The following is a 26,725-nucleotide window of genomic DNA, read 5'->3' as shown; positions in this document are numbered from 1 at the left end:
TTGACAACTAGTCGGAAAAATTTTACTTCAGATGATAAGAGGAAGTTAAAAGCAAAATTACGTAAAATTTGTTCAACCTTTTGGGTAGAACGAGGTTATAAGGAAACAAGCATAAGTGAATTTTGCAAATATGCCAATATTTCAACAGGGTCATTTTATAATCTATATTCATCAAAGGAGAAATTATTTTTTGAAACATTACAAGAAGTACAATTTAAGGTAAATGAAAAATTTATTAAGGATGTAAAGAATACTCCATCAAAGGGAGGATTTGCAGAAGCTTTGGAGAATTTGTATTTTGAATATGAAAGTAAGCCTTTTCTGTATGATACAAAGGCCATAGATTTTCAAGCCTTTTATAATAAATTATCAATAGAAGAAAAAACAAAACTTGAAAGTGACAATAGTGATTTCTTTAGACAAGCCATTAACCATGCAAAATTAAAACTAAAATGCTCTGAAGAAGTAGCTTTTTCTGTTTTTAGTATATTATTATCGACAGTTTCCTCAAAGGAGATGCTATCTAAATCCTGTGATTTTGAAGCAGCCTTTAAATTTATGGTTCAAAATCTAGTAGAGGATATTTTTATTTAAGGGAGGAAATATGAAAGATTTATTTAATAGCATTATAAAGATGTTAAAAAGTACTGCACCTATATCCATAACAATAAATATAATATTAGGAATTATTTTACTAATAATAGGTATATGGATGTTTAAAACACAGTCAATAAGTAAGACTAAATATATAATTTGTTTTAGCTTGTCCGGTCTATTCTTTGTAGGAGCATTATCTACAACAGTTGTTAATTATTTAATTTAAACTGATTGAAAATATGAAAAGAGGAAAATTATGATGGAAAAAATGTTTAATATTATGGATACTTCGTGTGACAAGGCAAATAGCGCTTTAGGTGTAAATATAAAATTTCCAAGGCCTAGTAAAAGGCAGTTAAAAGCTACTCAGCTATTAAATATAACTACAGGGGCTGCCTGTATTGTTGCAGGAGTGGTTACACCTTACAAAAAAATTGCAATATTAGGCGGACTTAGTCTTTTAGGGGCTTGTGTTGTTGGCTCCCAATTAAAAAATTTTGATTAGTAAATAGAAATTTACCCTTATTTTCAGATAAAAAGTTTTATCTATAAAAATGTATTTATATTTAAGATTCAATTATTTTTTTAACATATTTTATTTTACATATAAAAGACCACCTATATTTGATAAAATATATAGTATTGTAAGATATGGAAATTTGGAGGAATATATGAATATGGAAGAAAGAATGGTAAATGGCTTACCATACATTGCTGAAGATGAAGGATTAAGAAAAAAATATAATTATGCACAAAAGAAAATATTTGAATTTAACAGATCATTACCTCACGATAAAATATACAGGGAAAATATAATTAAAACATTATTTAAAAAAACAGGAGAGAATTTTAAAATAACACCTCCTTTCTATTGTGACTATGGTTGTAATATAAGTATAGGTGAGAATTTTTATTCCAATTTTAATTTAACAATACTCGATGTTGCTGAAGTAAAAATTGGAGATAATGTTATGTTTGGACCAAATGTGGCTATATATACAGCAGGACATCCTATACATCCGGAAAATAGAAATACCGGGTATGAATATGGAATATCCATAGAAATAGGTAATAATGTATGGCTAGGCGGTAATGTAGTAATAAATCCAGGTATAAAAATAGGTAATAATGTAGTAATAGGTTCCGGTTCCGTAATAACAAAGGACATACCGGACAATGTAATTGCTGCAGGAAATTCTGCTAGGATTATTCGAAAAGTAACAGAAGAGGACAGGAAATACTATTTTAAAAACAGAGAATTCGATATAGGGGATGTGTAAAATGATTTACAAAAAAACTAAGAGAATTTCAGAAGAACTTTCGGTAATAGGACTAGGAACTTGGAGATTTGGTGGAACTTGGGATAATTGGGATGAAAATGAATATATTAAAATTATCCATACAGCTGTAGACAAGGGAATAAATATGATAGACACGGCACCTCTTTATGGAAATGGGGTTTCAGAGGAGATTGTAGGAAAGGCCTTAAAAGGAAAACGAGACAAGGTGTTTTTAGCTACAAAGGTAGGAAGAGTTTGGGACAAAACAGGGAAATCTTCATCCTATAATCTAAAAAAAGACAGTATTTTATGGGAGATGGAAAGAAATCTTAAAAGATTAAAAACAGATTATGTAGACCTAGTTCATCTTCATTGGCCGGACCATAGTACCCCGTTGGAAGAAACGGCAGAAGCATTAAAAATATTAAAAGAGTCCGGGAAAACTAAATATGTAGGATTAAGTAATTTTTCAGCGAAAGATTCAAAAAAAATGATGGAATTAGTTGGAATAGACAGTCAACAAAATCTTTACAATATGTTAGAGAGAAATACCATAGATTATAGGAATCATAAGTTGGAATATAGGACAGAAAAAGAAATCTTTCCAATAGTAAGAAAATATGGACAAGCATTTTTCCCATTTATTCCTTTATTCCAAGGTCTTTTAGCAGGACGTTTTTTAGAAGAAGGAAGATACTATTCTAAAAATGATGAGCGTTATGGTAATCCAAAATTAACTGATAACAATATCTATCCAAGGTATTTAGAAGCAGTGGAGAAATTAAATGAAATTGCTAAGGAATTAAACAAGCCTTTAGTTCAACTTTCTTTAAATTGGTTAAGACAAAAAGAAGAAATAACCAGTGTAATTGCAGGTGTTTCATCAGTAGAGCAACTAAATATTAATTTAGGATGTTTAGATTGGGAAATAGATGAAGAAACCAATAGGAAAATAGAAGAAATAATAAAACCCTTTGAGAATATTTAAAAAGAAGTCGGTATTTATACCGGCTTTTTTATATTGAATATTATTTCATTGACATAAATTTTTTATTAAAAGACAATGAAGAAGAGGTGAGTAAATGTATCATTCAAGGTGGAAGGGAAATCATTATGAAGCCGGATTTAAATACGGCCAAAAACTATATAAAAACAAGGTAGATTTAAAGTTGGGAAAAAGAGTAACTTATGAAAAAATAGACTATGGAAAAAGGGTTTTACAATACTATGAGAGATTTTATCCTGAAATAGTTGAGGAAATAGATGGGTTTTCTAAGGGATTAGAGGAAGAGTTTATTAAGGTATTTTCATTTTTAACAACTATGTATATCTTCACCTATGAAAATTTTTGTTCAATAATAGGAATTAAAAACGAAGATGAAATAATTTTAGCTAGAAATTCGGACTTTAATATTGCCTTGGAAAAACTTACTGACAGTGCCTTTTATAATTTAAATGAGGGATATTCCTTTGTTGGAAATACAACTGCCATGATTCAAATAGAAGATGGAATAAATGAGCATGGACTAGCTTGCGGCCTTACTTTTGTCTATCCGACTGTGAAGGATTATGGATTTAATGCAGGTTTTATTATTAGGTATTTATTGGAAAAATGTAAAACTGTTGAAGAAGCTGTAGACTTTTTAGAAGAAGTTCCCATAGGTTCTTCTCAAAATATTATAATTGCTGACAAATATGGTAAACTGGCCTTAATAGAATCAAATCCAAAGAAAAAATATATTGTATATAATAAGGGTGAAGACATGGCTTTATACAGGACCAATCACTTTGCTAGTGAAGCTATGGAAAAATATAAACATAAAGCAGTAGATGATATATACTCCCATAGAAGATATGAAACCTTAAATAATCAGGATTATAGCAGGTATAGAGTCGATGATTTAGTTGATTTACTTAAGGGAAATAGGGGATTTTTATGTCAATACAATAGAAAATTAGGCATGGATACAATTTGGTCTTCAATTTATGATGTAAAGAGAAAAGAAATTTATAGATGTGAGGGAAATCCTAGTAGGAAAAAATTTAAAAAGGATAGGAGAATTGAATTTAAATAAGAGGAAGATTATGCATGTAGAGTTAATAAATAGAAACAATTTAGATAAATTATATAAATTTGAAGTGGATAATAAAAAATATTTTGCAGAAATTGGATTTCCAAGAAAAAAAGAATATTATGAATATGAAAATTTTTTATTATCATCCTATGGCTTAATAGATGAACAAATAAGAGATTTAGGTTATTATTATTTGTTAATGGATAATTGTCATGTTATTGGCAGAATAAATATCTCACAAATAATTAGAAGGCCATTAAATAAGGGAGAGCTTGGATACCGGTTAGGAAAGAATATTCAAGGTAAGGGGTATGGAACTAAGGGAGTTTCTTTAGTAGTAGACTTAGCAAGAAAAAAACATAAATTACATAGGCTGGAAGCAGGAACTTCTTCAGAAAATATTCCATCTCAAAGAGTTTTGGAGAAAAATGGCTTTCGGAAAGTTGGAATTTATGAAAAGTATATTTTAATAAATGGGATTTGGTTAGACAACGTGCTATATGAAAAAATACTATAATAGTAGTATAGTTAGAAGTATTTATTTTAATTGGAGGTGACTATGTCTAATATAATTGCAGTAATATGGGATTTTGATAAAACCTTAGTAGATGGATATATGCAAGAACCGATTTTCAATGAATATGGAGTTGACAGTAAAAAATTTTGGGATGAAGTTAATAAAATGCCGAAAGAAATTTATAATGAACAAGGGGTTAATGTTAATAAGGAGACCATTTACTTAAATAAATTTATTAGAGAATCCCAAGAAGGTGGAAAATTTGCCGGTTTAAATAACAATAAGTTAAGGAAATTAGGGGAGAAGCTTAATTTTTATCCGGGTGTTGAGAGTTTTTTTAAACAAATTGTAAACCTACCTAATTTAGAAGAAAATTCCACTTGGAAAGAATATGGTATTTCCATTGAAAATTATATTATAAGTACAGGTTTTAAGGAAATAGTTAAAGGTTGCAGTCTTATGAAGTACACTAAGGAAATTTGGGGCTGTGAAATTATTGAAAAGAATAATATTTTGGCAGAAATAGGATACACACTAGACAATACTACAAAAACAAGGGCTCTCTTTGAAATTAATAAGGGTGTAGGCTTTGTAGATAATATTGATGTAAATTCTAAAATGCCGGAAGAATTGCGAAGAATTCAATTTAAGAATATGATCTATATTGCAGATGGGCCCAGTGATGTACCGGCTTTTTCCTTAATGAAGAAAAATGGTGGAGCAACTTTTGCAGTTTATCCTAGGGGAAATAAAGATGCTTTTAGACAAGTGGAAAATTTAAGAAAAGATGGTAGAGTCGACATGTTTGCAGAGGCTAATTACGAAACTAACAGTACGGCAAGTATGTGGATTATTAATAAAATAGAAGAATTTGCAAATAGAATTATAGATAATTCTAAGAAAAAATTGGAAGAATCCATTGGCGATTCACCAAAGCATTTAACATAAAAAATTTTATATACAGTTATTTTTACTATAAAGATACAAAAAGCTAGTTAAATAAAAATATTAATAGTAGAGCAGACTGTTTCAACCAATGGCAAAGCTCTTGGGAAACAGGTTGCATTTGACTTAGACAGCTTTCAAAAAACGAAAGCTGTGTTAGGAAATAGTTTATGAAAAATTGAGTTATAGTTATAAAGCTAGTTAAATAAAATATTAAGAGTAGAGCAGACTGTTTCAGCCAATTACAAAGCTCTTGGGAAATAGGTTGCATTTGACCTAGACAGCTTTCAAAAAACGAAAGCTGTGTTAGGAAATAGTTTATGAAAAATTGAGTTATAGTTATAAAGCTAGTTAAATAAAAATATTAATAGTAGAGCAGACTGTTTCAACCAATGGAAAAAGCTCTTGGGAAACAGGTTGCATTTGACCTAGACAGCTTTCAAAAAACGAAAGCTGTGTTAGGTCATAAGGGAGAAAAATATGTATTCAGGATATTTAACAGATATTAAGGGAATAAAGGTTGGACATTATTCCGACTACGAAAATTTAACAGGTGTTACAGTTATACTTCCACCGGAAAAAACTGTTTGCGGTGTAGATGTTAGAGGAGGAGCACCTGGTACAAGGGAAACGGATTTATTAAAACCTGAAAATTTTGTTGAGAACATTCACGGACTTGTTCTTTCAGGTGGCTCAGCCTATGGACTTGATTCAGCTTCAGGCGTTATGAAGTACTTAGAGGAAAAAAACATAGGTCTTGATGTTGGAGTCGGGAAAGTTCCTATAGTTCCTGCAGCGGTGATTTTTGATTTAGCCTGCGGCAATCCCAAAATAAGACCTAATTTAGAAATGGGTTACTCAGCTTGTGAAAATGCAAGTGAAAAAGAAAATAGACAGGGAAATATTGGAGGAGGAACAGGGGCAACTGTTGGTAAAATCTTAGGAATGGATTTTACAATGAAGTCCGGACTGGGTTCAGCAACTATAAAAGCAGGAGAGCTAGTAGTTTCAGCCTTAACAATTTGCAATGCCTTTGGAGATATTTTCGACTATGAGAAAAATGTTCAAATAGCAGGTTGCTACGATAAAAATACAAAGAAATTCAAAAATACTATGGAGATTTATAAGGAAGTAGTAAACCAAGGAGTTGGATTTTCTAAAATGACCAACACTACTATATCAGTAGTAGCTACTAATGGAATTTTTAACAAAGCAGAATGTATGAAAATTTCATCAATGGCCCATAATGGATATGGTAATAGTATATTTCCCGTTCATACCCTAAATGATGGAGATACTATTTTCACCTTAGCAACAGGGGAGATAAAAACAGACGTTAGTCTTGTTGGCGCCTTGGCCAGTCAAGCTATAGCAAGAGCTGTTGCCAATAGTATATATGCTGCTAAGTCGGTAAAGGGATTTATTTCTTATAATGATTTGTAAAAGACGGATTGTAAAATCAAATTAGAGATTTGAATTCATTGTATTGAGAGATGAATTTGAGGAACTACTAGGAGGAATTATGAAATTAAAATGGATTACATTATTAGTTAAGAATTTAGATGAGAGTATTAAATTTTATAATGAAGTTTTAAATTTACCAATTTATAGTAAATTTAGCGCCGGTGCTAATAAAATAGCTATGATGGGAGATGTGAATAAGCCTAAAATAGAATTAATAGAACAAAAGGATAGAAGATTTGTAAATTTTGGAGAAGGGGTTTCAATAGGATTAGGAGTAGAGAATTTAGATAAAACAATTAATGAATTAGAGAAATTAGGTATAGAAATATCTAAAATAATATCTCCTATGGAAAATGTTAAGTTTTGCTTTATCAATGATCCGAACAATTATAAAATTCAGTTAATCGAAGAAAAATAATTGAAATATAAAGCCATCATATGATAATTTTTATATTTCTAAATGGATTAATTTATTTTTAGGAAATGAGAATACAGAAAGTTTAAAATAATTTTTTCTCTGATTTATTGTTTTACAGAGACTGGAAGAAATTAGCATTATATAAAACTCCATAGAATAATAATGTTTATCAACACCTTCCAAGGGTATCTATTTTATGAATAGAAAACTAGGAGGGATTTTATGCATAATATAGATTTAGTTGTAACCTTAACGGCTCATGAAAGGGATTCAAACAATGTTACAATTGCTTTTACAATGGGGCTTACTGCAGCACAAAAGGGATATGATGTAGAATTACTACTTCTTTCAGATGCAGTTCATTTAGCTTCAAAGGGATATGCTGAAAAAATAGATATAGGTGAACCGTTTAAACCTATTAAAGAATTATTACCGGCATTTTTAGAAGCTGGTGGAAAAATAAAAGTATGTTCAGCTTGTATGAAACATAATGGAGTAGCTGAAGATAGTCTAGTAGAAGGTGCTGAAATTATTAATGCAGACTATGTAGTAGATGCAATAATGGAAGCTAAAAAATCCTTACAATTAAATTAATAAAAAAGCTAATGATTTAATATGTTTAAATCATTAGCTTTTGTTTATTAGTTACTTAATCCATTTTTTTATATCGACTTCTTTAAAAACACTTCTTTGAAATTTGTCTTTTAAATGGAAGGGCACTGTACAATCAAATATGGTTTTACAGGATATTCCAACTTGAGAAATTGAATTGCTATATTCCGGTGTTTGGGAAGGATCTAAGGGATGACAACTTACTCCGGGAATGGTAATTATATCTTTATCTCCTTGAAATCTTGTATTCATAGCCCACAGTACGTCATTTGAGTCAAAAATATCCACATCTTCATCTACTAAAATTACATGCTTCAATTCTGAAAATGCTGTAAAGGCAAGTAAAGCAGCTTGTCTATGTTTACCTTCATCAGAAGGACTTCTTTTTATAAACTGGATAATAGCCATATATTTACCTCCACCGGAAGGATGGGCATATACATTCTTTATATTTCCGGGTAAAGCTTTTTCCAGTAAAATTAAAATAGAGGCTTCAGTAGGAATTCCGGCCATGTTTACATGTTCTTCAGAAGGGCCAATACATGATTGCATTATTGGATTTTTTCTATGGGTAACGGCTTTAACTTTTATTACAGGTAGCTCCGGCTTGCTTGAACCAGTATATCCCGGAAATTCCGGCATGGCCTTTCCGGTGTTTGTATTTATATCTTCTCTAATTCTTCTATTTGGAATTAATTCTCCTTCAATTACGTATTCTGCATTAGCTATAGCCTTTTCATTTACAGTTAAACAATTTACTAATTTTACAGGTTCGTTTCTTAATCCGCCGGCAATTGAAAGCTCATTAAAACCTAAGGGAGTTGTTGGAGGTTCAAAACAAGAAGCAATTTCTATGGCAGGATCAACTCCTATACTTATGGATATAGGCATAGGCTTATTGTCTTTTTCATACATCATTCTTAAAGCATCTAAATGTCTACCTGGAACAAAATACATGGAAATTTCATCTTTACTTTGTAAACATAACCTATGTATGGTTATATCGGACAATCCATTTATAGGATTAGTTCCGTAACACATCCCCATTGTTATATATGGACCGGCATCTTCTTCAGTATTAGTTGGTGCAGGAATAAGTTTTCTAATATCAAATCCACTATCAGAAGCTAAGTGAACAACTTCTTGGCATTTAGCCTCATTATTGGATACGGCAATAGGATCTATTGGATTATTTAGAGATTCTTTTAATAAAAAACCAAGTTTTTCAGGTTTTTCATTTAACAATAAGCCAACTCTTTCCCGACTAGCTAAAAGTCCTATTAATACTTTGGAATTTTCGTGTCCCTTAACATTGTTAAAAATCATAGCAGGACCTAATTTTGTAGGTCTTTTTACCGTACCGCCGGCTCCAACGTATCTATATATTCCCGATATTTCAGCAAAAGGATCAACTTCTACATCTGTTTCCAATATTTGATTCGGAAATGTTTTCAAATATTCGATAGATGTTCTTAAATCATTGATTTTAAAATTCATAAATTCACTTCCTAATCTTTGATATTTTCTTTACAAAATTGCCAAAATCTTTTTGTAGTAGCTGTATGATTTTTATTGTTTTTTATCAAAAGAATAAGCTTATTTTTCAAAGGTTTTTCTAAAGGTATACTAACAATATTATTAATGTTACTTGTTTCCAATAATTTTTTTGGTAAAAGACTAATACCAATATCCTTAGAAATCATTTCTAATATAAGATTATGTCTTGAAACTATATTTTTAATGTTTAGCTTCAAATTTCTTCTTTCCAGCTCATTAATAATAATATCATTTAATGTAGAAGTTTTATCCATGAGAATAAATGGATATTTTACTATTTCCTCATAGCTAACAGTATTTTTATGGGCTAGTTCATGATTTTTATTACAAACTAACAAAAATTCATCTTCATAATAATTTATAAAATTATAATTGGACAACACTAAATTGGAATTATCTCGAATAAGAGCAATATCAACTTCATCATTATTTAAAGCCTGCATTACATATTCTTGGTTCATTTCAATAATATTGAAATATATTTTTTTATCTAAATTTTCACTGCTAAACTTTGCTAATAAAGAACTGGTTCCATAATAAGATAGTATTGGAATAGAAGCAAAACGAATATAAGTTTCAGAGACGGCCCTATATTGGTCTAAAGATTTATTTAATTTATTGTATTCCTTGAAAAAAGATTGTGCAAAGTCGTATACCTCTTTTCCGGCATGAGTTAATTCTATTATGGATTTTCCTCTATTTAGTAACTCAAGGCCTAGTTCATTTTCTAATGCCTTGATTTTTTTAGATAGCGATGATTGAGAAATAAACATTTCATTGGCAGCTTTTGTAAAGCTTTTATATTTTACAATAGCTAAGAAGTATTCCAGTTGGTCAGTATTCAATTAATTACCTCCTTAGAAACTTTAGCTTATTTGTTTAGCTAAAGTGTATAAAAAATAAAGTTGTATATCAATTCTATTTTAGCAAAAGGTTATTCCAAAAAGAAATTGTTGCTATAAATAATAGCTGATATTATTTATTTGCAATTATATTGCTTATTTTAATTCTAATATCAAATAGAATTATTTACCATTAAAGAATTTAATAAATAGGAGATATTTATGAAAATTATAGTAGGAGTGACAGGAGCTAGCGGTGTGGCCTTAGCCTATAAAATTTTAGAATTTTTGAATAAAATTGAAGAAGTTGAAGTTCATTTGATTTTATCTAAAAATGCCAAAGAAAATTTTAAATATGAAACATCATTAGATTATGAAAATGTATATAAATTTGCTGATTTTGTATATGACAATAATGATTTATCAGCCAGTATAGCCAGCGGTTCAAATGATTTTAATGGAATGGTTATTATTCCATGCTCAATGAAAACTTTAGCAGGAATTGCTTCCGGTTATGCTGAAAACTTAATTTTAAGAGCAGCAGATGTTTCATTGAAAGAAAGAAGAAAGCTTATAATAGTCCCTAGAGAAACGCCGTTAAGTGTAATTCATTTAAGAAATATGAAATATCTAGCAGAGCTTGGAGTAACAATAATTCCACCAATGCTTACTTTTTATAATAATAGTAATACCTTAGATGAGCAAATGGACCATATTGTAGGAAAGGTTTTATGGCAACTTGGAATAAAATACGATAAATTCAAAAGATGGAAGGGTATGTAAAGTGGATTTTATATTGGAAAAAGGAGTAGGAAAATATAAAATAACCTGTAAAACAAAATTAATAGGTGAGGATTTAGTAATATTTATACAAGGTGGAGAAAAACATCACATTGGAGCTATATCAGTAGGACTACCAAGAGAGAGCCTAAATAAAAAAGGAGCAATCTCATCAGATGCGACTACAGTGGCTATTCCATATCATAAAGAGGATATGATAGCTAGAGAATGGGCAAAAAATACCAGTAAAATTATAAATAGAGTAACAGTAGCAATAGTAGGAATACATATAGACGACGCTACCTCAAAAGATATTGAAATATTAATGGACAATAATAATAAGCTGTTAGATGAATTTATAAAATTAATAAAGGATAAGATTAACAAAGCATAGCCAATATTATAGTAGTATAAAATTAAATTTTTATTAAGATTATTTTAAATTTAAGAAATAAAACCATTTTATTAACAGAAAAGCTAATGATTTTAAATATCTAAATCATTAGCTTTTCTTTTATTATTAGTTACTATATAGGCTAGTACATTCTTTTTTAGAGTAGTGTTTGGACACAAAGAAAGTTATTAAAGAAACAATTGTAATTCCTATAAAAACATAAAAATCTATAAATATATTTAAGGGAAAAATTATATCTAAAAAGCTTTCCAGGGCAAGTGGAATGACAAACAGTATTACACCTAGAGTATTTTTTTTAATTTTCAAAGGTGTAAATTTCTTTGTGATTGAATGTACTATAAATAATGAAACAAACCAATATATTAAATAAAGTCTAACTCCACTTTTAATTATATCATTGTCATTTGATAGGTTAATAGTAAGAGAGGCTAGGGATATAGCTAGAAGGATTAAGGAAAAAAATTTTATTAAAGTCAAAATCCTATATTTATAATCTATTTTAGGAGTGTTTTTATATATTCCTATACTATTATTTAAGAAAGACGACACTTCTTCATTATTTACATCTTTTCCTTTTTCTTGAAAATTTAAAAGTTTTTTCAATATAGTATTTTCAGTAATAACTTTTCTAAGATTGAAACTATCGTCAAAATCTATATAATTATAAATTTTAAAATATTCCTTCTTATATTCATTTTTTAACTGCGGTAAAATTCTTGCATTTTCTTTTTCATATTCTTTTAAATTCATTCTATAACCTCCATTTATAATATATAAATTCTTATTCAGCTGGAATTGGCTCTGATAGTTTTTCATTTTCAAAAAAATCAGTACCATCATCGGTATTTAAGTTATTTATTGAAAGCAGTGAAATATATTTTTCCTTATCTACTTCATAGAGTACCTCTATTTCAATGTGTTCAAGAATATATTTTTCATATTGATTATGGTATCTTTTAAAAGCATAAGTGTAGTAATCATCTTCTTGGACAAAATTATCTTCAAAATCCAATCTTGTTTCAGGACTATCATAGTATGAAGGATAGGCCTTTATTTTTATTACAGGTAAATTATCAGGTTTTATAATTTTGTCATCTTTAAAAAAGTTCATGTATATTTTATTATCCCCATCTAAATATATAGCGGGAATATCACCTTCTACCTTTCCACCAATTTTATCGAAAATTTTTTCCTTTTCCTCCTTGGAAAAATTGTTAAACTCACTTTCTTTGTAACTATATATAATAGGAGTTCTTTCATCATCTCCTACTTTACCACTCATATAAACATTAGTGGAGGATATATTTCTTTTATTATCTTGTGTTGGTCTAAAAGAAAAATACATAAATACCAAGAAGATAATGAGTAGGGTAGCTATAAATAAAGCTATTAATCCAATTATTTTTAATTTTTTTTTCATACAAGCCTCCTAGGAAAATTATATCATAGTGATTTTTATAAAAGATAACATAATCCTAACAGTATTGAGATAATTTAATAATTGGAAAATATAATATTATTTAGAATGTTTTTAATGTATTGTTCCACCAATTGTAGTAATATCCTCTTTTGTCCTTACAGCTGTTTCAATGCAAATTTCCAAGCCTTCAGCAATTTGTATTAGGGACAGGGACGGTGTATTTACCTTATAGAGAATTTGTTCTGTTGAATAGGGAACATGAATAAAGCCACCTTTGATTTTCTTGAATTCAGGTATGGTATTTAAAAGGTAAAGTAGTCCATACATTAGATTGTTGCATACATAGGTTCCGGCACTATAGGAAATTGATGCGGGAATATGGTTCTTTTTCATGTTTTTAACCATTGCTTTTACAGGTAAGCTTGTAAAGTAAGCATTTTCTCCATCTTTAAAAATCTTTTCATCTACAGGCTGCTGCCCCTTATTGTCAGGAATTACAGCATCATTTAAGTTAATGGCAACTCTTTCTGGGGATATTGTAAATCTTCCTCCTGCCTGTCCTACACATATAACTATATCCGGCATATTCTTTCTTATTGCATCTTCTAAAACCTTTATGGAATCGTTAAAAATTGTAGGAACTTCTAATTTTATTATTTCAGCATCTACAATTTTATTAGGAAGCAGTTTAATGGCTTCAAATGCCGGGTTGATTTCTTCCCCTCCAAAGGGGTCAAATCCTGTTATTAATACTTTCATAAATCCCTCCTATATAAATAATATTATAACTAAATAAAATGAATTACAATTATAAAAATAAAAAACAATTAACATATGTTATAATAATTGGAAAACACTAGGAGGTAAATATGTTACCAGAAAAACTTAAACAAGGGGACACTATTGGAATTTTTTCGCCTTCGTCTCCCTTTACCTATTTAACACCAAAAAGATTTGAAAGAGGAAAGAAGTTTTTAGAGTCAAAGGGATTTAAGGTGCTAGACGGGAAGCTTACAGGAAAATATGATTATTATCGTTCAGGCAGTATTAAGGAAAGGACAGAAGAGCTAAACGAATTAATTAGAAATAAAGAAGTAAAATGTATAATGGCCACTATTGGAGGGTTAAATTCCAATTCCCTTTTACCCTATATTGATTACGAGGCTTTAAGAAATAATCCTAAAATAATTATAGGTTATTCTGATGTAACAGCAATTTTATTGGGGATTTATGCAAAAATTGGACTTACTACTTTTTATGGCCCTGCCTTAATAGCCTCTTTTGGAGAATTGTCACCATTTGTAGACTTAACCTACGAATATTTTAAAAATATATTAGTAGATGAAAAAGAATTACCCTATGAAATGCCAACACCTAGTTATTGGACTGAGGAATATATAGATTGGGAAAGGCAAAATAGAAGTAAAAAGAAAATAGAAAATAAATTACTTACATTAAATCCGGGAGTTGCAGAAGGTAGGCTTATTGGTGGAAATTTAAATACCATGTTAGGAATTTGGGGTAGTCCCTATATGCCGGAAATAGAAAAGGGAGATATTCTCTTAATAGAGGATTCTTTAAAGGATATTGGTACAGTCGAAAGAAGCTTTGCTCATTTAAAGATAAATGGAGTTTTCGATAAAATAGGTGGAATAATTTTAGGCAAACATGAACTATTTGACAATAAAGAATCAGATAGAAAGCACTATGAAGTTTTAAAAGAGGTAATAGGCCATACAAATATACCAATTTTAGCAGAATTTGACTGTAGCCACACCCATCCTATGTTAACAATGCCAATAGGTGTAAAGGTTAGGTTAGATGCCGATAGGCAAAAAGTAGAACTACTGGAAAAATATATAGATTAAAGAGAAAGTGACAAAAGTAACTAGAAATAAATTACCTTAGTAACTTACTTCTTCCTTTAGTATTTGATATTCTTTCTATATAAAGAAGGGGGAATAAGTCATGAAAAAATTTGAGTATAAATTAATGAAAACCGATGCTAAGGGAATATTAGGTGGAAAGGTAAATGTTGAAGAGTTAGAATATGAACTTAATCAACTAGGTCAACAGGGTTGGGAACTAATGGAGAATATAGGGATGAATCAAGATTATGGTTCTACTCGTTATTTGATTTCTGTATTTAAAAGGGAAATATAAAAGTATAAAATAGACGGCTTATAGCTGTCTATTTTCTTATGATATAATAATACAAAATTAGTTTATTTACAAATTATAGAAAATAATTTAAATATTGGAGAATATATGGGGAAAGATAAACTTGAAAAAAATACTTATAATGGGATTGAAAGACATGATATTTTATTTCTTTTAACATATTTTTTTATATTTGAAATAATAGGATTATTTGCTTTTGTTCTTGTTTACATGTTCATACCATTAAGTGATTCTTATGTAGATTTGCTATATGAACTGTCATTTTATGCTGTTTTAACAGGAATGGGAATATCCTATTATAAGGATGATTTAATTGAATGTTTTAATAAATTTAAAAAGCATTGGTTTAAAATAATACTAATTCTCTTAGGGATAACTATTATTGATACCTATTTGGAATATTTTATGGATATTATTTTTAAACTACCAATTCCGGAAAATCAAGAGGGATTAAATGAAGCCTTTATGGAATTTCCAATATTTGAATCTATAACAACGGTTATTTTTGCCCCTTTTATAGAGGAACTGGTTTTTAGACATATATTAATAGGTAAATTATCAGGAAGGATTTCAACTATTAGTGCAGCAATTATTAGTATTGTGCTATTTGCCTTTGTCCATAGTGGATTTAGTATTTCATTTTTATCCTATATAACCGGCAGTATAATCTTAGCTCTTATTTATATAAAATCAGGGAAAAATGTAGTGGTTTCAATTATATATCATATGATTTGGAATTTATTAGCAACAATAACTATGATTAGTTTAATGTAAAGGGAAAAATGGAAAATAACAATTTAGAAAATAAAAAACAAAATAGAAAAACTTTAAAAAATATAGTCTATATCTTCTTGTATTTTATACTTTTAGATGAAATTTTAATAAGGGTATTACCAAATTTTATCGATATTAGTAATATAATATTAATAAATACCGTATATAATGAGTCAAAGTTATTTATAATGTCAATTTTTGGAATTGTATTTTATTGGCAGGAGCTAAAAATAGGAATGAAAAACTTTGCAAATAAATGGTGGAAGAAAATAATACAATTTATAGTAGTCTATATATTATTTATAGCATTATCGGTACTTATTGGTTTATTAATTGAAATTCCAACTTCTTCAAATCAATATAGTCTGGAAGAAATGATAAATTCATATCCTATAATGATATTTGGAACAATAATACTAGCGCCATTTGTTGAAGAAATCATATTTAGGCACATATTAATAGGGGAATTGTCAAAAACTATACCAAAATTTCTAGCCATAATAATAAGCTGTATTTTATTTGCCTTAATTCATAGCGAATTAACCCTATCCTTTATAGTATATTTTTTAATGGGCATGGCTTTTACAATTATTTATATATTGAATAAAGACAATTTTATAGCCTCGTTTTTTTACCATGCAATTCACAATTCAATAGCCTTACTGGCAGTGTTGGGTATTTTATAGATCGTTTGTTAAACAAATGGTCTTTTTTATTTTATATTAAAATAATTTAATATTTTATTTAATCTAACAATTTTGTTAGATTGGCATTGTTTATAGATAAATAGCTAAATTTCAAGGAAAACACAAATGAATTTAAGCAATAATATATTGACAAGGGGACTACTTGGCATTACAATGTAGTTACTACTAGGTAATACAAAGTAGACTAGAAAAGAGGTGATTAAATGATTCCGTCCCAAATGCTAAAAGGGGTATTGGAGGATTGTGTATTGGAAATAATATCAAAAGATGATTTATATGGCTATTTAATAGTCCAGGAATTAAGGGACTATGGATTTGAGGACATGGTAGAGGGAACAATTTATCCTATACTTTTAAGATTGGAAAAGAAGAATTTAGTCACTGCAGAATATAGGGCTTCAGAGTTAGGACCAAGAAGAAAATATTACCATATAACAGAAGAAGGTTTAAAACAGTTGGACAACTTTTACGAAAACTGGAAGGAACTTTCCCAGATTATTAATAGAATTTTAAATAGTAAAGAAGAGGAAGAATAATTTTATAAGGAAAGATATAAACCAACAAATAGATTAAATAAGGAGTTTGTTATGAAATATAAGGAATTAAAAAATCAAAATGAAATATACTTTGAAAAACTTCCAAAAGAATATAAGGAAAAACTTGTAGAAATAGGAAGATATTTAGAAGTTAATAATATTTCTGTTTATAATATTGAGAAAATCAAGGCGGATATTATAAATATTATGCTTGAGGGAGCAAATAGGGGAGAAAAAGTAGAAAATGTTATTGGTGAAAATAATAATATTTTTGCCAAGGAAATATTAGACAATGTTCCAAAAATGAATTTTATAGAAAAAGTTTTTAATTTTATTTATATTGCAAGATTTGCAGTATTAGGCATTTTAACTGCTTATATATTTGGAGGAGTATCTGAAATATTAGATGATAAAAGTATAACTGAGGCAAAAATTAAATTTGATTACTTAGCATTTATAATAGTAGTGGTATTTGCAACAATTATGTATAAGCTAAATAAAAAAAGAGGAGAAAATATATTCAATAAAAAAAAGAACACTAGATATATTTATCTAATGATTATAAATACAGTCGTATTAATAATAGCTGTGTTACTGCACCAACAATTTAAAAACTTAACATATTTTTATTACCCTGAAATAATAAGTTGGATAATTATTTTTATACTTATTATCTTAAGTATTATATCTACTTTCATTGTTAATAGAAATAATTAGAATACCTAGGAGTTTGCTATGAAATATAAGGATATAGAAATAGAAAATAACAGAGTTATTACAAAATTAAATAAGGAAAATTATAGAATATATGACATCTTGTCCATATATTTAAATTTAGATGAGGAAATAGATAAAACTAAGATTTTAATTAAAAATGATATTGTTAATATGCTATATGATGGGCAAGTCCGTGGGCAAAGTTGGGAGGAAGTAATAGGGAAAGATTATAAGAAATTTGCAGATGAAATAAAAAATAATAGAAAAAAAGATATAGGAAAATCATCTGTTTTATATTATCTATATAATATTTTTCTAATAATTTTTGTGACTTTAATAATAAATTTATTTTTTAAATTAGATGACGGCATAGGAGAAAATATTATAGTGGGTTCAGAATGGCTTATGATGGTATTAATAATTATTCCTTATTTATACCTATATAATAAATTTGCAACTAGAATTAAAAAAGGTGGTTTCATTGGATTTTTATTAATGTTTTTAATATTATTACCTATTAATTTATTGGATAATTTTGTATTATTTGAAATTAAAATTAATGTTAAATTGTATTTTATAGCAATAATATTATCAATTATTCTTTTCATATATTTTCATAGAGCTTATAAAAAGAATTTAAATGATTTACTTAGTGGGAATAAATAAATTTTTTAATTGTTAATATTGAATATAAAAAGGAAATGAATAGATTATTTAGGGAGAGTTTGTAGTGAATTTTAAGAAAACAGAAATAGAGAATAACAAGATAATAAATAAATTAACAAGGGAAAACTATGCTGTCTACAAGAAGATAGACTATTATATTGGACTTAATGACGGTATAGATAAGAGTAAATTATTAATAAAAAACGACATTGTTAACATGCTTTACGATGGGCAAAATAGGGGAGACAGATGGGAAGAGGTAATTGGAGAGGACTACAAGGCCTTTGCCGATGCAATATATGAATCTAAAAAGAAGATGAGTTTTAAATTGATTTCCTTGTATTATAGCACATATTTAGCAAGTGGTTTTCTAATAGCTATGTTATTAAACATATTTTTCAACTTTATGACCATATCCTATGTAAAACAAAGGCCAGGTGAGATTAGAGTTTTTGACCTTAGTATTTTTACAATATTCGTAGTAATTTTAACAGATATATTTTTTATAAAAATTCAAAATATTAGAAAGGTATTTAGTGGTAAGGTATTTGGAATTGTCTTATCTTTAGGAATTATTTCACCTATATTTTATCCACTAATAGAAAACAAAATAGGATATAGATTTACTATCATATCCTTTATAGTTTTAGCTGTTCTATCTGTAATCTTGTTTTTTATAAAACCAAAGGAGGAAAATGTACAAAAATATTATATTACTATATTTTCAATATTCATAGCAATGATGGTACTTGCACAGTTTTTAAGACTGCCGGAGTTTTGGCTTAGTGAAAAATTATATATGTTTGTACTTGTTCTTACTATAATATTTGTAATTTTACTAAGCAAAAAATACAAAAGGGAAGTAAATAAGTGGATTAATTCCTAAGGGAGAAAGTATATGAAATTAAGAAAGCGTCGGAAATTAAATAAAGGGCTGGAAAAAGAATTGCCCTTAGAATATAGAGAAAAAATAGATGATATTATAAACTATATTAATTTTAATAATATTTCAATATACGAAGCCGAAGCTATAAAAACAGATCTTTTAGAAATGGCTATTAACGGTGCAGAAAGAAATGAGAACTTGGACTTTGTATTTGGAATTAATAAGGAGGAATTTGCTAAAGAAATTTATTCTAATGCTAAACAAATGACTTTTTTAGAAAAAATAATAAATAAAGCCTATTCTATTGGAGATTATGGATTTCCTATAGTTACTTTTATTTTTGCAGATTTTTTCCTTGCATTTGATAGATATTTTAAAGGGATAGATAGGAGTGTAAAAATCAGCACTATAACTCTTATATTCTATGGAACTTTAATGATATATTCAATTGTTTTTCAGGGGAAAATTAAAAAATATTCACTTAATATTAATAAAAATAATTTTTACAATAATGGGGTTTTTAAAGCTATTCTAATTCTTGGTGGAATAATTTTAATTTTAATTACTGATAGTCTTATGCATGGTATTAAAATTAATCCCCTTGTAGGATGGATATTTTTTATTATTTTTTATGGATTATCATTATTCATATTCTTATATGTAAATTTAAAGGAAAGTTAGTATATATTATTGTACTAAAAGGGAGGAAGTATATGAAATATTCTGAGTTAAAGAAATGTAATGGTGATTTAAAATTCCAATTAAATAGAGATTATTATTCGACCTATAAGGATGTTGAACATTACTTAAGGGCTAAAATAAAATCCAGCATAGATGTAGAAATAATTTTGTACGATATTCTAATCATGTTTTTAGATGGACAAAACAGAGGAGAGGATATTAGTAATATTGTAGGAAGTGTTGATGATTTTGGCAGGGAAATATTAAAAAATTATCCTAAACCAAGTTTTTTCAGTAGATTAATATCCCTACTATATGACTTTAGTTATTTTATTCTAATATATTTTCTTATAGTAGTGCTTTCCTTACTGGATTTAGACAAATCTTCAGGAAAAATATTGACCTACAGGGTGAATTTGGATTTAAGCCTACAAGCTTCCTTGTTTGGATTGTTACTAGGAGGTCTTATTATATTTTTCCTTAACAAATACACCAAGCCTAGTTTTAGGAAAAAATATAAAGTTATACAAATAATAATGATTTTTATAGTGCTTATTTTAATTGTTAGATTTAGAAATGTTATTTTTAACACTTGGTTTTTCAAAAATCCAATAATAATAAATACAAGTTTACTTTCCCTTATTGTAGTATCGCTTATTATAATTTTCCTAGTATTCTATATAAGAAAGTTAGCTAATAATAAGGTGGAAAAAATAATACCTTAATATATTACTTAATAAAAGGGAGTTTACTATGAAATACAAGGATTTATTAGAAATAAATGAGGAATTAAAAGGCAAGTTAAATAGGGAGTATTATAATGTATTTAAGGATGTAAATAATTATATAACTATAAAAATAGGAAACAATATCGACTCTAAGGTAATAATGAATGATATTTTAAATATGTTTGTAGAAGCCCAGGAAAGAAAGGAAGAAATTGGAAATATTATAGGAAATGAGAGGGATATAAAAGAGTTTTGTGACAATATGATAGAAAGCTATGGGAAAATTACCTTTAAAGAAAAATATATAGAATTTTTTACGGAATTTTCCCTTATGCTTGCAGGAATGCCTGTTATTTTATATTTGTTAGAAATGCTTATAGGTAAAACAAAACTTTTCCAACCCTTAGTTATAAGTTTAGAAGTAGTCCTGTATTGGATAGTAATATGGTCGCTGTCTGTAATTTATAGGTTAATAGTAAAAAGGAGCAAACCAACAGATAGGGAATTTATTGGTTTTTATTATTACTTAATGGCTTTTGTAATTATAATTATTTTTCTTATGTTAATGGATAGGTTAAAGTTTTCAGAGTTTTTAATTACAGTAGATTTTAAAATACTGGTAGTTACAGTAATTATTGGAACAATTTTATCCGTTATTACTATTAAGGCGATAAATAGAAAAATAGATAAGGTTTTAAAATAGTTCTTTTTCTTAATTAGAAGAATATTGTATAATATTCTATATTAAGATTTTGGAGGAACTATGGATTATAATTTAAGAATAGCAGATAGAAAAGACACTGTATTTTTAGCCAAGGCAAGAATAGAATTTTTAGGTCTACTTGGTTATGAAATTTCTAAGGAAGAATATAAGGGTGTTTTAAATTTATTAATTAAACAAATTGAAGATAAAATCAACAAAACATTAGTATGTGTTTTAGCTGAGTTTAATAATGAGGTAATTGGAACAGCCTACATGACTATTGAAGAGAGATTATACCACCCTGAAACACCAAATGGTATACAGGCTAATATTGTAAATGTTTATACAAAAGAAAAGTTTAGGGGGCAAGGAATAGCTTCTGCAATGGTTAAAAAGTTAATGGAATCGTCTAAAGATTATAATATTGAAAAGTTAACTTTAGATGCTACTAAAATGGGCGAAAGTGTTTACAGAGGATTAGGTTTTTCTTCTGAAAAAGATCCGATTTTACCAACACCAATGTATTTCTATGTAAATAAATAGTAAAAATGGGCAAAAAGAAGGCGTTACTTAAGTAACGCCTTCTTTTTATTGAAAGGGGAAGGATTTAAATACAATTATGTATATAAATTCTTCTATATATATAATATACGCAAATTCAGAATATTTCAAACATATTTATTAAAGTTATTATGTTTTAATAGAAAATTATTTATTAATTGTAAGAATATTGTAAGAAATATGTAATAATTTCTTAAAGTTATTGAAACCTTTGCTTGTTAATATATATATAACAAGATAAATAAATAGTTATTACTTTATATTTAAATAAATTTTTTGTTATATTTTCTATATTTCATTAAGAAAGGAGTTTATTATGAAAAGATTAATGGGATTAGGCTTAACAGTTTTAATAACCTTAGGTGGAATTTGTTATTTTTTTGGCTCTGATTTTGAAAAACCAGAGGATTATAATTATTCTATTATAAATGAAACCAGTAAGAAGTTTAGTAAGTTAGGTATTTCAAATAAAAGATTTACTACGGTTTTAACTGATGTTAGTGATGAGGATTTGGAAAATAATAGGGAATTATTTTTTTCTATTGAAGATTTAAATGAAGATAATATTTTTTCCATTCAAGCTATAGATAAATCCGGAGAAATTTATGATGGCGTAGTAAAAGTTAATGAAAATGAAGAATTAATTATTAGAGATGTAGTAGGTAATAAGTTAGTTACTAATAAGGATGTGGAAGAAACTGTTAGTAATATAGACTTTAATATAAAAAATATTGTAAAAAACTGGGATTATAAGGTAGAAAAAAACAAGGTGAAATCTAAATATATTTCTAACTGCAAAAATGCTACAAAGGTTATGGGAAAGGATTTAAAAGTAAAGAGTTCAGACATAGTTAACCCAAATGAAGTGGCAAATGTTAGTTATGAAAGAGGACCTAGAAATTATTCTTGGATAAATTTATATCATTAACAATAAATTATTTGAGAAATTGTAGTAATTTTTTAGATATTTAAGTAGACTTTCTCTGATATTATATTTATAACAAGGAGTAAATTATGAAGAACACAATTAGTAAGGCAAATATTTATGAAAATTTATTTGTAAAAAGCATTGGAAAATTAAAAGAGAATATTAAGACTATAGATGAAATGATAAAAATTTTAATGGGAAAGTATTATTTGGAAGCCTACGAAAATAGGGACTTCGCTATAAAGGTGTTGGAAAATACAAATGAAAAATATGGTGAAGAAAATTCTTTAAACCTTGAAAATATTGAAACCTATAAATTGAAATTTAAAAATAATTTTTATTTTGTAGGTTTTAATAGAAACAATAATGGTATTTATGTAGAAGGTAATGAATGGTTAAAAAAACAATTAATACTATTAAGAGGTTTAAATAGGGATGAGCTAAGTAATATATTTTTAGTAGGAGAGTATTTGTATTTTAAGGAGGAGGTTTATGGATATAGCTAAATGCTATTTAAATAAGGATGAAATATTTATTAGGAAATATAGATTAATATATGAAAATAGCAAGAAATATCTTAGACCTAATTTAAAAAATATTAAGGACATATTATTGGAACTTAAGGAAAAATATACTATTATAGATTTTAATGATGAAGCTTTTTTAGAAGTAGTAAAAAACAATACAGATGAAAAATACGGAAAAACCAATAATGACAGCAAGATTAAAGGCTATAAGATTATAAATGATGAAAAATCAAAGGATTTATTTTTAAAAAGTGAAGAAGCTTTAAAAGAAATGGGAAATATTCTTATAGGTATTAATCTAAATAATAATGGCTTTTATGTTGAAGGTAGTAACCAATTAAAAAGAAGAATTATTTGTGAAAGAGGACTTTCACAAGAGGAAATAAATAATATTTTTTTAGCAACAGAATATATTATTTGTAGTAATGGATGAAATTCAACTAGCTAGCACTACCGCTTATTAGCGTAAAGGGGGGCTAAAATGATTTTACTCTTAGATGATTTAATAGGAATTTGGAAAATTATTTCAGAAATTTTTATCATAAAAAATAATAGAAAATAAATTTGTGTAGACTTTAAGAGATTCTTTAAAGTCTATTTTTTATTTATTAGTAGTCTACGGTTCGTGGATTGTATTTTATGACCTTTATAAATAGAATATTAATGAGGTGTAAAATGGATAAAGAAAAAAAGAAAAAGCTACTGGAAGAATATAAAAACAGAAAGCCGGACAAGGGGATTATTTCCATTAAAAATAAGACCGAAGGAAAAGAATTCTTAACTATAGCTAAAGACAAGAAAGCGGATATTAACAGTATGAAGATGAAATTAAAGTCAAACTGGCATCCTAATAAAGAATTACAAGAACTATGGAATAAATATGGTGAAGGGGATTTTCAAATAGATTTAATTGAACAATTAAAATATGATGACCTACAAGAAGATTATAGTAATGAATTAGAGGAGTTACTGGAAATAATATTATTGGAAAAAGAAAATGCCAAAAGATTGGAAAAGAAAAAATAAAGGACTTTGAGGAAACTATATCCATTAAATTATATTTAAGGCTTTGATTGTTAATTGAAAAGGGTTAAAATATAGTTAAGGAATATGTAGTTTTGGAGGCATTATACTATGGACTGTGCTAAAATCGGTGAGTTAATTTATAATTTAAGAAAAGAAAAAGGCTTAACTCAAAAAAACATTGCAGACAAATTAAATATTAGTAATAAAACCGTATCTAAATGGGAAAGAGGGTTAGGTTGCCCCGATATTGCTCTTTGGAACGACCTTTCAGAAATGTTAAATATAGATATTTCTCAAATGATGACAGGAGAGCTTAGTTTAAATAAAAAGGATATTGGTAAAATATCTAGAATTCGTTTTTACACATGTCCAAATTGTAAAAATATTTTAACTAGTACTGGAGAAGCTACAATATTTTGTTGTGGAAGAAAACTCGACCCGTTAATCCCAAAGAAAAATGAATTTGTTAATGTAAAAATTAAAATTACAGACGTTGAATACTATATTACAACAGATCATGAAATGAATAGAAAGTCATATATATTATTTGCAGCCTATGTAAAAAATGATAATGTGTTTATTAGAAGGATGTATCCGGAACAAAGTCCTAATTTTCGAATTCCCTATACACCAAATGGAAAGTTATATATTTACAGTACTAAATTTGGATTTTTAAATATAGACAATGGATTTAATTAATTATGAACTAGGCCCTAGTAAATTTTTTACTAGGGTTTATTTTTTTGTAAAAAATTAAAGGTTATTAATAATAATTATCAAAATAATGGGTAGTAAAATAACTAAGCATTAAATGGGAAATAGAAGAAAAATATATATAATTTATGTTAATTTTAGAAGAAACATATATATTAATCAATATAGTGTTATACTAAAAATAGGGGTAAAAAGGATTTTAAATTAAGAAAAGGAGGGATTGTAGTGGACTTAATTGAAAGATTTAAAAATTATGTAAAAATCGAAACCACATCGGACAGTAACAGCACAACAGTACCAAGCACCAAGACTCAACTGGATTTTGCTAAAAAATTAGCTGAGGAATTAAAAGAAATTGGATTGGTGGATATTGTTCAAGACGAAAAAGGCTATGTATATGGAAAATTAGAGGGAAATATTGAAAAATATATTCCTACAGTTGGATTTATAGCCCATATGGATACATCTCCGGACTTTAATGGGAAAAACGTAAATCCTCAACAATTTGTATATAAGGGTGGAGATATTAAGTTAAACGAGAATTGCGTAATGACTGTAGAAGAATTTCCATTTTTAAAGGATTTAGAAGGACAGGAATTAATTACAACAGATGGCACAACTCTTTTAGGAGCAGACAATAAAGCGGGAATTGCAATAATAATAGATGCAATGAAATATTTAAAAGAACATCCGGAAATTAAACATGGTCATATTCAAGTTGCTTTTACACCTGATGAAGAAATAGGTCGAGGAGCAGATAATTTTGACATACATGGTTTTAATGCGGATTTTGCCTATACAGTTGATGGTGGACCAATAGGCGAGCTAGAATTTGAAAACTTTAATGCAGCCTCTGCAAAAATTAATATTAAAGGACAAAATGTTCATCCTGGTACAGCTAAGAATATTATGGTAAATTCCATGTTAATTGCAATGGAATTAGAAAATATGCTACCTAAAAATGAAAAACCGGAATTTACAGAAGGCTATGAAGGATTTTTCCTTTTAACGGAAATAAATGGCGATGTTGAAAATACAAAAATGGAATATATTATTAGAGACCATTCTATGGAAAAATTCGAGAAAAAGAAAAGTTTACTTGAAAATATAGTGGAATTTTTAAATGAAAAATATGATAATAGAATTGAAATGGAATTAGATGACAGTTACTATAATATGAGAGAAAAAATTGAGCCTCATATGGAAATAATAGAATTAGCTGAAATGTCTATGAAGCAGTTAGGAATAGAACCGGAAATTAAGGCGATTCGTGGTGGAACAGATGGTGCTAGACTTTCATATATGGGACTGCCAACACCAAATTTATTTACCGGAGGCTATAATTTCCATGGTAAATTCGAATTAATTCCAACGGAGTCAATGAGAAAGGCTTCAAAGCTATTAGTTAAAATAGCAGAAAACATGGTACCAGAAAATATTAAAGGATAACTGAAAAGTTATCCTTGTT

General features: G+C 27.9%; 36 protein-coding genes. 31 read left to right on the top strand and 5 right to left on the bottom strand.

Annotated features, from left to right (window positions below):
* The 11 genes from JFY71_RS04655 (at nt 1) to JFY71_RS04605 (ending at nt 7,890) form a co-directional block, all read left to right on the top strand.
* On the top strand, nt 1–594 hold the full coding sequence (locus tag JFY71_RS04655) for a TetR/AcrR family transcriptional regulator (protein WP_243661879.1): 594 nt from the start codon (nt 1–3) through the stop codon (nt 592–594).
* A gap of 10 nt (nt 595–604) precedes the next feature.
* Nucleotides 605–823 carry a hypothetical protein gene (locus JFY71_RS04650; RefSeq protein ID WP_243661878.1) on the top strand — a complete coding sequence of 73 codons (219 nt, stop codon included), beginning with the start codon at nt 605–607 and terminating at the stop codon, nt 821–823.
* 30 nt (nt 824–853) lie between these two features.
* Complete coding sequence (locus JFY71_RS04645; RefSeq protein WP_243661877.1) at nt 854–1,102, top strand: hypothetical protein; 249 nt, start codon at nt 854–856, stop codon at nt 1,100–1,102.
* 166 nt (nt 1,103–1,268) lie between these two features.
* On the top strand, nt 1,269–1,877 hold the full coding sequence (locus JFY71_RS04640) for a sugar O-acetyltransferase (RefSeq protein WP_243661876.1): 609 nt from the start codon (nt 1,269–1,271) through the stop codon (nt 1,875–1,877).
* A gap of 1 nt (nt 1,878) precedes the next feature.
* Nucleotides 1,879–2,865, top strand: coding sequence for an aldo/keto reductase (locus JFY71_RS04635; RefSeq protein WP_243661875.1), 987 nt, complete (start codon nt 1,879–1,881; stop codon nt 2,863–2,865).
* A 94-nt stretch (nt 2,866–2,959) separates the two neighbouring features.
* Nucleotides 2,960–3,952 (top strand): C45 family autoproteolytic acyltransferase/hydrolase, encoded by a 993-nt coding sequence (locus JFY71_RS04630; protein ID WP_243661874.1) that lies wholly within the window; start codon nt 2,960–2,962, stop codon nt 3,950–3,952.
* A 10-nt stretch (nt 3,953–3,962) separates the two neighbouring features.
* Nucleotides 3,963–4,469 (top strand): GNAT family N-acetyltransferase, encoded by a 507-nt coding sequence (locus JFY71_RS04625; protein WP_243661873.1) that lies wholly within the window; start codon nt 3,963–3,965, stop codon nt 4,467–4,469.
* Nucleotides 4,470–4,511: 42 nt separating this feature from the next.
* A complete protein-coding gene (locus JFY71_RS04620; RefSeq protein ID WP_243661872.1) occupies nt 4,512–5,417 on the top strand; it encodes a haloacid dehalogenase-like hydrolase in 906 nt (301 codons plus the stop codon).
* A gap of 477 nt (nt 5,418–5,894) precedes the next feature.
* Nucleotides 5,895–6,857 carry a P1 family peptidase gene (locus JFY71_RS04615; protein WP_243661871.1) on the top strand — a complete coding sequence of 321 codons (963 nt, stop codon included), beginning with the start codon at nt 5,895–5,897 and terminating at the stop codon, nt 6,855–6,857.
* Between the two features lie 79 nt (nt 6,858–6,936).
* Nucleotides 6,937–7,296 (top strand): VOC family protein, encoded by a 360-nt coding sequence (locus tag JFY71_RS04610; protein ID WP_243661870.1) that lies wholly within the window; start codon nt 6,937–6,939, stop codon nt 7,294–7,296.
* Nucleotides 7,297–7,518: 222 nt separating this feature from the next.
* A complete protein-coding gene (locus tag JFY71_RS04605; RefSeq protein ID WP_243661869.1) occupies nt 7,519–7,890 on the top strand; it encodes a DsrE family protein in 372 nt (123 codons plus the stop codon).
* A gap of 51 nt (nt 7,891–7,941) precedes the next feature.
* Here the strand turns inward: JFY71_RS04605 and JFY71_RS04600 are convergent, their stop codons facing one another.
* Together JFY71_RS04600 and JFY71_RS04595 are read right to left on the bottom strand one after the other, a co-directional pair.
* Nucleotides 7,942–9,405: a UbiD family decarboxylase gene (locus tag JFY71_RS04600; RefSeq protein ID WP_243661868.1), complete on the bottom strand. Its 1,464-nt coding sequence runs from the start codon at nt 9,403–9,405 to the stop codon at nt 7,942–7,944.
* Nucleotides 9,406–9,416: 11 nt separating this feature from the next.
* Nucleotides 9,417–10,310 (bottom strand): LysR family transcriptional regulator, encoded by an 894-nt coding sequence (locus JFY71_RS04595; protein ID WP_243661867.1) that lies wholly within the window; start codon nt 10,308–10,310, stop codon nt 9,417–9,419.
* 219 nt (nt 10,311–10,529) lie between these two features.
* Here JFY71_RS04595 and JFY71_RS04590 point away from each other — a divergent pair, with 219 nt between their 5' ends.
* Both JFY71_RS04590 and lpdD read left to right on the top strand, forming a co-directional pair.
* A complete protein-coding gene (locus tag JFY71_RS04590; RefSeq protein WP_243661866.1) occupies nt 10,530–11,090 on the top strand; it encodes a UbiX family flavin prenyltransferase in 561 nt (186 codons plus the stop codon).
* Nucleotides 11,091–11,103: 13 nt separating this feature from the next.
* The gene (lpdD, locus tag JFY71_RS04585) at nt 11,104–11,481 is read left to right on the top strand and encodes a prenylated flavin chaperone LpdD (protein WP_243661865.1); all 378 of its coding nucleotides are present in this window, start codon (nt 11,104–11,106) and stop codon (nt 11,479–11,481) included.
* Nucleotides 11,482–11,607: 126 nt separating this feature from the next.
* Here the strand turns inward: lpdD and JFY71_RS04580 are convergent, their stop codons facing one another.
* From JFY71_RS04580 to pcp, 3 genes are all read right to left on the bottom strand, one after another.
* Nucleotides 11,608–12,252, bottom strand: a complete 645-nt coding sequence (locus tag JFY71_RS04580) for a hypothetical protein (protein WP_243661864.1) — start codon at nt 12,250–12,252, stop codon at nt 11,608–11,610.
* A 31-nt stretch (nt 12,253–12,283) separates the two neighbouring features.
* Entirely contained in the window at nt 12,284–12,922 is a 639-nt protein-coding gene (locus JFY71_RS04575) for a hypothetical protein (protein WP_243661863.1), read from the bottom strand.
* Between the two features lie 111 nt (nt 12,923–13,033).
* Entirely contained in the window at nt 13,034–13,681 is a 648-nt protein-coding gene (gene pcp, locus JFY71_RS04570) for a pyroglutamyl-peptidase I (RefSeq protein WP_243661862.1), read from the bottom strand.
* 110 nt (nt 13,682–13,791) lie between these two features.
* On the opposite strand from pcp, the gene JFY71_RS04565 reads away from it, so the two are divergent.
* The 18 genes from JFY71_RS04565 (at nt 13,792) to pepT (ending at nt 26,706) form a co-directional block, all read left to right on the top strand.
* The gene (locus JFY71_RS04565; protein WP_243661861.1) at nt 13,792–14,790 is read left to right on the top strand and encodes a S66 family peptidase; all 999 of its coding nucleotides are present in this window, start codon (nt 13,792–13,794) and stop codon (nt 14,788–14,790) included.
* Between the two features lie 100 nt (nt 14,791–14,890).
* Complete coding sequence (locus JFY71_RS04560; RefSeq protein ID WP_243661860.1) at nt 14,891–15,085, top strand: DUF4177 domain-containing protein; 195 nt, start codon at nt 14,891–14,893, stop codon at nt 15,083–15,085.
* A gap of 105 nt (nt 15,086–15,190) precedes the next feature.
* Complete coding sequence (locus tag JFY71_RS04555) at nt 15,191–15,877, top strand: CPBP family intramembrane glutamic endopeptidase (RefSeq protein ID WP_243661859.1); 687 nt, start codon at nt 15,191–15,193, stop codon at nt 15,875–15,877.
* Nucleotides 15,878–15,885: 8 nt separating this feature from the next.
* Entirely contained in the window at nt 15,886–16,563 is a 678-nt protein-coding gene (locus JFY71_RS04550) for a CPBP family intramembrane glutamic endopeptidase (RefSeq protein ID WP_243661858.1), read from the top strand.
* Between the two features lie 224 nt (nt 16,564–16,787).
* Complete coding sequence (locus JFY71_RS04545; RefSeq protein WP_243661857.1) at nt 16,788–17,120, top strand: PadR family transcriptional regulator; 333 nt, start codon at nt 16,788–16,790, stop codon at nt 17,118–17,120.
* A gap of 51 nt (nt 17,121–17,171) precedes the next feature.
* Nucleotides 17,172–17,837 (top strand): DUF1048 domain-containing protein, encoded by a 666-nt coding sequence (locus JFY71_RS04540; RefSeq protein ID WP_243661856.1) that lies wholly within the window; start codon nt 17,172–17,174, stop codon nt 17,835–17,837.
* An 18-nt stretch (nt 17,838–17,855) separates the two neighbouring features.
* Nucleotides 17,856–18,503: a hypothetical protein gene (locus JFY71_RS04535; protein ID WP_243661855.1), complete on the top strand. Its 648-nt coding sequence runs from the start codon at nt 17,856–17,858 to the stop codon at nt 18,501–18,503.
* Nucleotides 18,504–18,567: 64 nt separating this feature from the next.
* Entirely contained in the window at nt 18,568–19,389 is an 822-nt protein-coding gene (locus tag JFY71_RS04530; RefSeq protein WP_243661854.1) for a hypothetical protein, read from the top strand.
* Nucleotides 19,390–19,401: 12 nt separating this feature from the next.
* Nucleotides 19,402–20,070, top strand: coding sequence for a hypothetical protein (locus JFY71_RS04525; RefSeq protein WP_243661853.1), 669 nt, complete (start codon nt 19,402–19,404; stop codon nt 20,068–20,070).
* 32 nt (nt 20,071–20,102) lie between these two features.
* Nucleotides 20,103–20,795 carry a DUF1129 family protein gene (locus tag JFY71_RS04520; RefSeq protein ID WP_243661852.1) on the top strand — a complete coding sequence of 231 codons (693 nt, stop codon included), beginning with the start codon at nt 20,103–20,105 and terminating at the stop codon, nt 20,793–20,795.
* A gap of 28 nt (nt 20,796–20,823) precedes the next feature.
* Nucleotides 20,824–21,501 carry a DUF1048 domain-containing protein gene (locus JFY71_RS04515; protein ID WP_243661851.1) on the top strand — a complete coding sequence of 226 codons (678 nt, stop codon included), beginning with the start codon at nt 20,824–20,826 and terminating at the stop codon, nt 21,499–21,501.
* Between the two features lie 60 nt (nt 21,502–21,561).
* A complete protein-coding gene (locus JFY71_RS04510; RefSeq protein ID WP_243661850.1) occupies nt 21,562–22,044 on the top strand; it encodes a GNAT family N-acetyltransferase in 483 nt (160 codons plus the stop codon).
* A gap of 334 nt (nt 22,045–22,378) precedes the next feature.
* Nucleotides 22,379–22,990, top strand: coding sequence for a cadherin repeat domain-containing protein (locus JFY71_RS04505; RefSeq protein WP_243661849.1), 612 nt, complete (start codon nt 22,379–22,381; stop codon nt 22,988–22,990).
* 86 nt (nt 22,991–23,076) lie between these two features.
* Nucleotides 23,077–23,496, top strand: a complete 420-nt coding sequence (locus JFY71_RS04500; protein WP_243661848.1) for a hypothetical protein — start codon at nt 23,077–23,079, stop codon at nt 23,494–23,496.
* Nucleotides 23,483–23,950 (top strand): hypothetical protein, encoded by a 468-nt coding sequence (locus JFY71_RS04495; protein WP_243661847.1) that lies wholly within the window; start codon nt 23,483–23,485, stop codon nt 23,948–23,950. The genes JFY71_RS04500 and JFY71_RS04495 overlap by 14 nt, the downstream gene beginning before the upstream one ends.
* 242 nt (nt 23,951–24,192) lie before the next feature.
* Nucleotides 24,193–24,543, top strand: a complete 351-nt coding sequence (locus JFY71_RS04490) for a GIY-YIG nuclease family protein (protein WP_243661846.1) — start codon at nt 24,193–24,195, stop codon at nt 24,541–24,543.
* A gap of 108 nt (nt 24,544–24,651) precedes the next feature.
* The gene (locus tag JFY71_RS04485) at nt 24,652–25,242 is read left to right on the top strand and encodes a helix-turn-helix domain-containing protein (RefSeq protein WP_243661845.1); all 591 of its coding nucleotides are present in this window, start codon (nt 24,652–24,654) and stop codon (nt 25,240–25,242) included.
* A gap of 240 nt (nt 25,243–25,482) precedes the next feature.
* Nucleotides 25,483–26,706 carry a peptidase T gene (pepT, locus tag JFY71_RS04480; protein ID WP_243661844.1) on the top strand — a complete coding sequence of 408 codons (1,224 nt, stop codon included), beginning with the start codon at nt 25,483–25,485 and terminating at the stop codon, nt 26,704–26,706.
* Nucleotides 26,707–26,725 lie beyond the last annotated feature (19 nt).

The organism is Miniphocaeibacter halophilus (assembly GCF_016458825.1).
GTDB classification, from domain to species: domain Bacteria; phylum Bacillota; class Clostridia; order Tissierellales; family Peptoniphilaceae; genus Miniphocaeibacter; species Miniphocaeibacter halophilus.
This window is presented reverse-complemented; position numbering and strand designations above follow the sequence as displayed.

What these genes read in the sequence shown, in the direction of transcription:
- JFY71_RS04620 (WP_243661872.1), top strand. Translation starts at nt 4,512, where the DNA reads ATGTCTAATATAATTGCAGTAATATGGGATTTTGATAAAACCTTAGTA.
- JFY71_RS04625 (WP_243661873.1), top strand. Translation starts at nt 3,963, where the DNA reads ATGCATGTAGAGTTAATAAATAGAAACAATTTAGATAAATTATATAAA.
- JFY71_RS04500 (WP_243661848.1), top strand. Translation starts at nt 23,077, where the DNA reads ATGAAGAACACAATTAGTAAGGCAAATATTTATGAAAATTTATTTGTA.
- JFY71_RS04575 (WP_243661863.1), bottom strand. Translation starts at nt 12,922, where the DNA reads ATGAAAAAAAAATTAAAAATAATTGGATTAATAGCTTTATTTATAGCT.
- JFY71_RS04635 (WP_243661875.1), top strand. Translation starts at nt 1,879, where the DNA reads ATGATTTACAAAAAAACTAAGAGAATTTCAGAAGAACTTTCGGTAATA.
- JFY71_RS04580 (WP_243661864.1), bottom strand. Translation starts at nt 12,252, where the DNA reads ATGAATTTAAAAGAATATGAAAAAGAAAATGCAAGAATTTTACCGCAG.
- JFY71_RS04510 (WP_243661850.1), top strand. Translation starts at nt 21,562, where the DNA reads ATGGATTATAATTTAAGAATAGCAGATAGAAAAGACACTGTATTTTTA.
- JFY71_RS04520 (WP_243661852.1), top strand. Translation starts at nt 20,103, where the DNA reads ATGAAATATTCTGAGTTAAAGAAATGTAATGGTGATTTAAAATTCCAA.
- JFY71_RS04610 (WP_243661870.1), top strand. Translation starts at nt 6,937, where the DNA reads ATGAAATTAAAATGGATTACATTATTAGTTAAGAATTTAGATGAGAGT.
- JFY71_RS04535 (WP_243661855.1), top strand. Translation starts at nt 17,856, where the DNA reads ATGAAATATAAGGATATAGAAATAGAAAATAACAGAGTTATTACAAAA.
- JFY71_RS04485 (WP_243661845.1), top strand. Translation starts at nt 24,652, where the DNA reads ATGGACTGTGCTAAAATCGGTGAGTTAATTTATAATTTAAGAAAAGAA.
- JFY71_RS04645 (WP_243661877.1), top strand. Translation starts at nt 854, where the DNA reads ATGATGGAAAAAATGTTTAATATTATGGATACTTCGTGTGACAAGGCA.
- JFY71_RS04600 (WP_243661868.1), bottom strand. Translation starts at nt 9,405, where the DNA reads ATGAATTTTAAAATCAATGATTTAAGAACATCTATCGAATATTTGAAA.
- JFY71_RS04650 (WP_243661878.1), top strand. Translation starts at nt 605, where the DNA reads ATGAAAGATTTATTTAATAGCATTATAAAGATGTTAAAAAGTACTGCA.
- JFY71_RS04505 (WP_243661849.1), top strand. Translation starts at nt 22,379, where the DNA reads ATGAAAAGATTAATGGGATTAGGCTTAACAGTTTTAATAACCTTAGGT.
- pcp (WP_243661862.1), bottom strand. Translation starts at nt 13,681, where the DNA reads ATGAAAGTATTAATAACAGGATTTGACCCCTTTGGAGGGGAAGAAATC.
- JFY71_RS04525 (WP_243661853.1), top strand. Translation starts at nt 19,402, where the DNA reads ATGAAATTAAGAAAGCGTCGGAAATTAAATAAAGGGCTGGAAAAAGAA.
- JFY71_RS04495 (WP_243661847.1), top strand. Translation starts at nt 23,483, where the DNA reads ATGGATATAGCTAAATGCTATTTAAATAAGGATGAAATATTTATTAGG.
- JFY71_RS04590 (WP_243661866.1), top strand. Translation starts at nt 10,530, where the DNA reads ATGAAAATTATAGTAGGAGTGACAGGAGCTAGCGGTGTGGCCTTAGCC.
- JFY71_RS04555 (WP_243661859.1), top strand. Translation starts at nt 15,191, where the DNA reads ATGGGGAAAGATAAACTTGAAAAAAATACTTATAATGGGATTGAAAGA.
- JFY71_RS04550 (WP_243661858.1), top strand. Translation starts at nt 15,886, where the DNA reads ATGGAAAATAACAATTTAGAAAATAAAAAACAAAATAGAAAAACTTTA.
- JFY71_RS04615 (WP_243661871.1), top strand. Translation starts at nt 5,895, where the DNA reads ATGTATTCAGGATATTTAACAGATATTAAGGGAATAAAGGTTGGACAT.
- JFY71_RS04565 (WP_243661861.1), top strand. Translation starts at nt 13,792, where the DNA reads ATGTTACCAGAAAAACTTAAACAAGGGGACACTATTGGAATTTTTTCG.
- JFY71_RS04640 (WP_243661876.1), top strand. Translation starts at nt 1,269, where the DNA reads ATGAATATGGAAGAAAGAATGGTAAATGGCTTACCATACATTGCTGAA.
- JFY71_RS04515 (WP_243661851.1), top strand. Translation starts at nt 20,824, where the DNA reads ATGAAATACAAGGATTTATTAGAAATAAATGAGGAATTAAAAGGCAAG.
- JFY71_RS04560 (WP_243661860.1), top strand. Translation starts at nt 14,891, where the DNA reads ATGAAAAAATTTGAGTATAAATTAATGAAAACCGATGCTAAGGGAATA.
- JFY71_RS04545 (WP_243661857.1), top strand. Translation starts at nt 16,788, where the DNA reads ATGATTCCGTCCCAAATGCTAAAAGGGGTATTGGAGGATTGTGTATTG.
- JFY71_RS04540 (WP_243661856.1), top strand. Translation starts at nt 17,172, where the DNA reads ATGAAATATAAGGAATTAAAAAATCAAAATGAAATATACTTTGAAAAA.
- JFY71_RS04630 (WP_243661874.1), top strand. Translation starts at nt 2,960, where the DNA reads ATGTATCATTCAAGGTGGAAGGGAAATCATTATGAAGCCGGATTTAAA.
- JFY71_RS04605 (WP_243661869.1), top strand. Translation starts at nt 7,519, where the DNA reads ATGCATAATATAGATTTAGTTGTAACCTTAACGGCTCATGAAAGGGAT.
- JFY71_RS04490 (WP_243661846.1), top strand. Translation starts at nt 24,193, where the DNA reads ATGGATAAAGAAAAAAAGAAAAAGCTACTGGAAGAATATAAAAACAGA.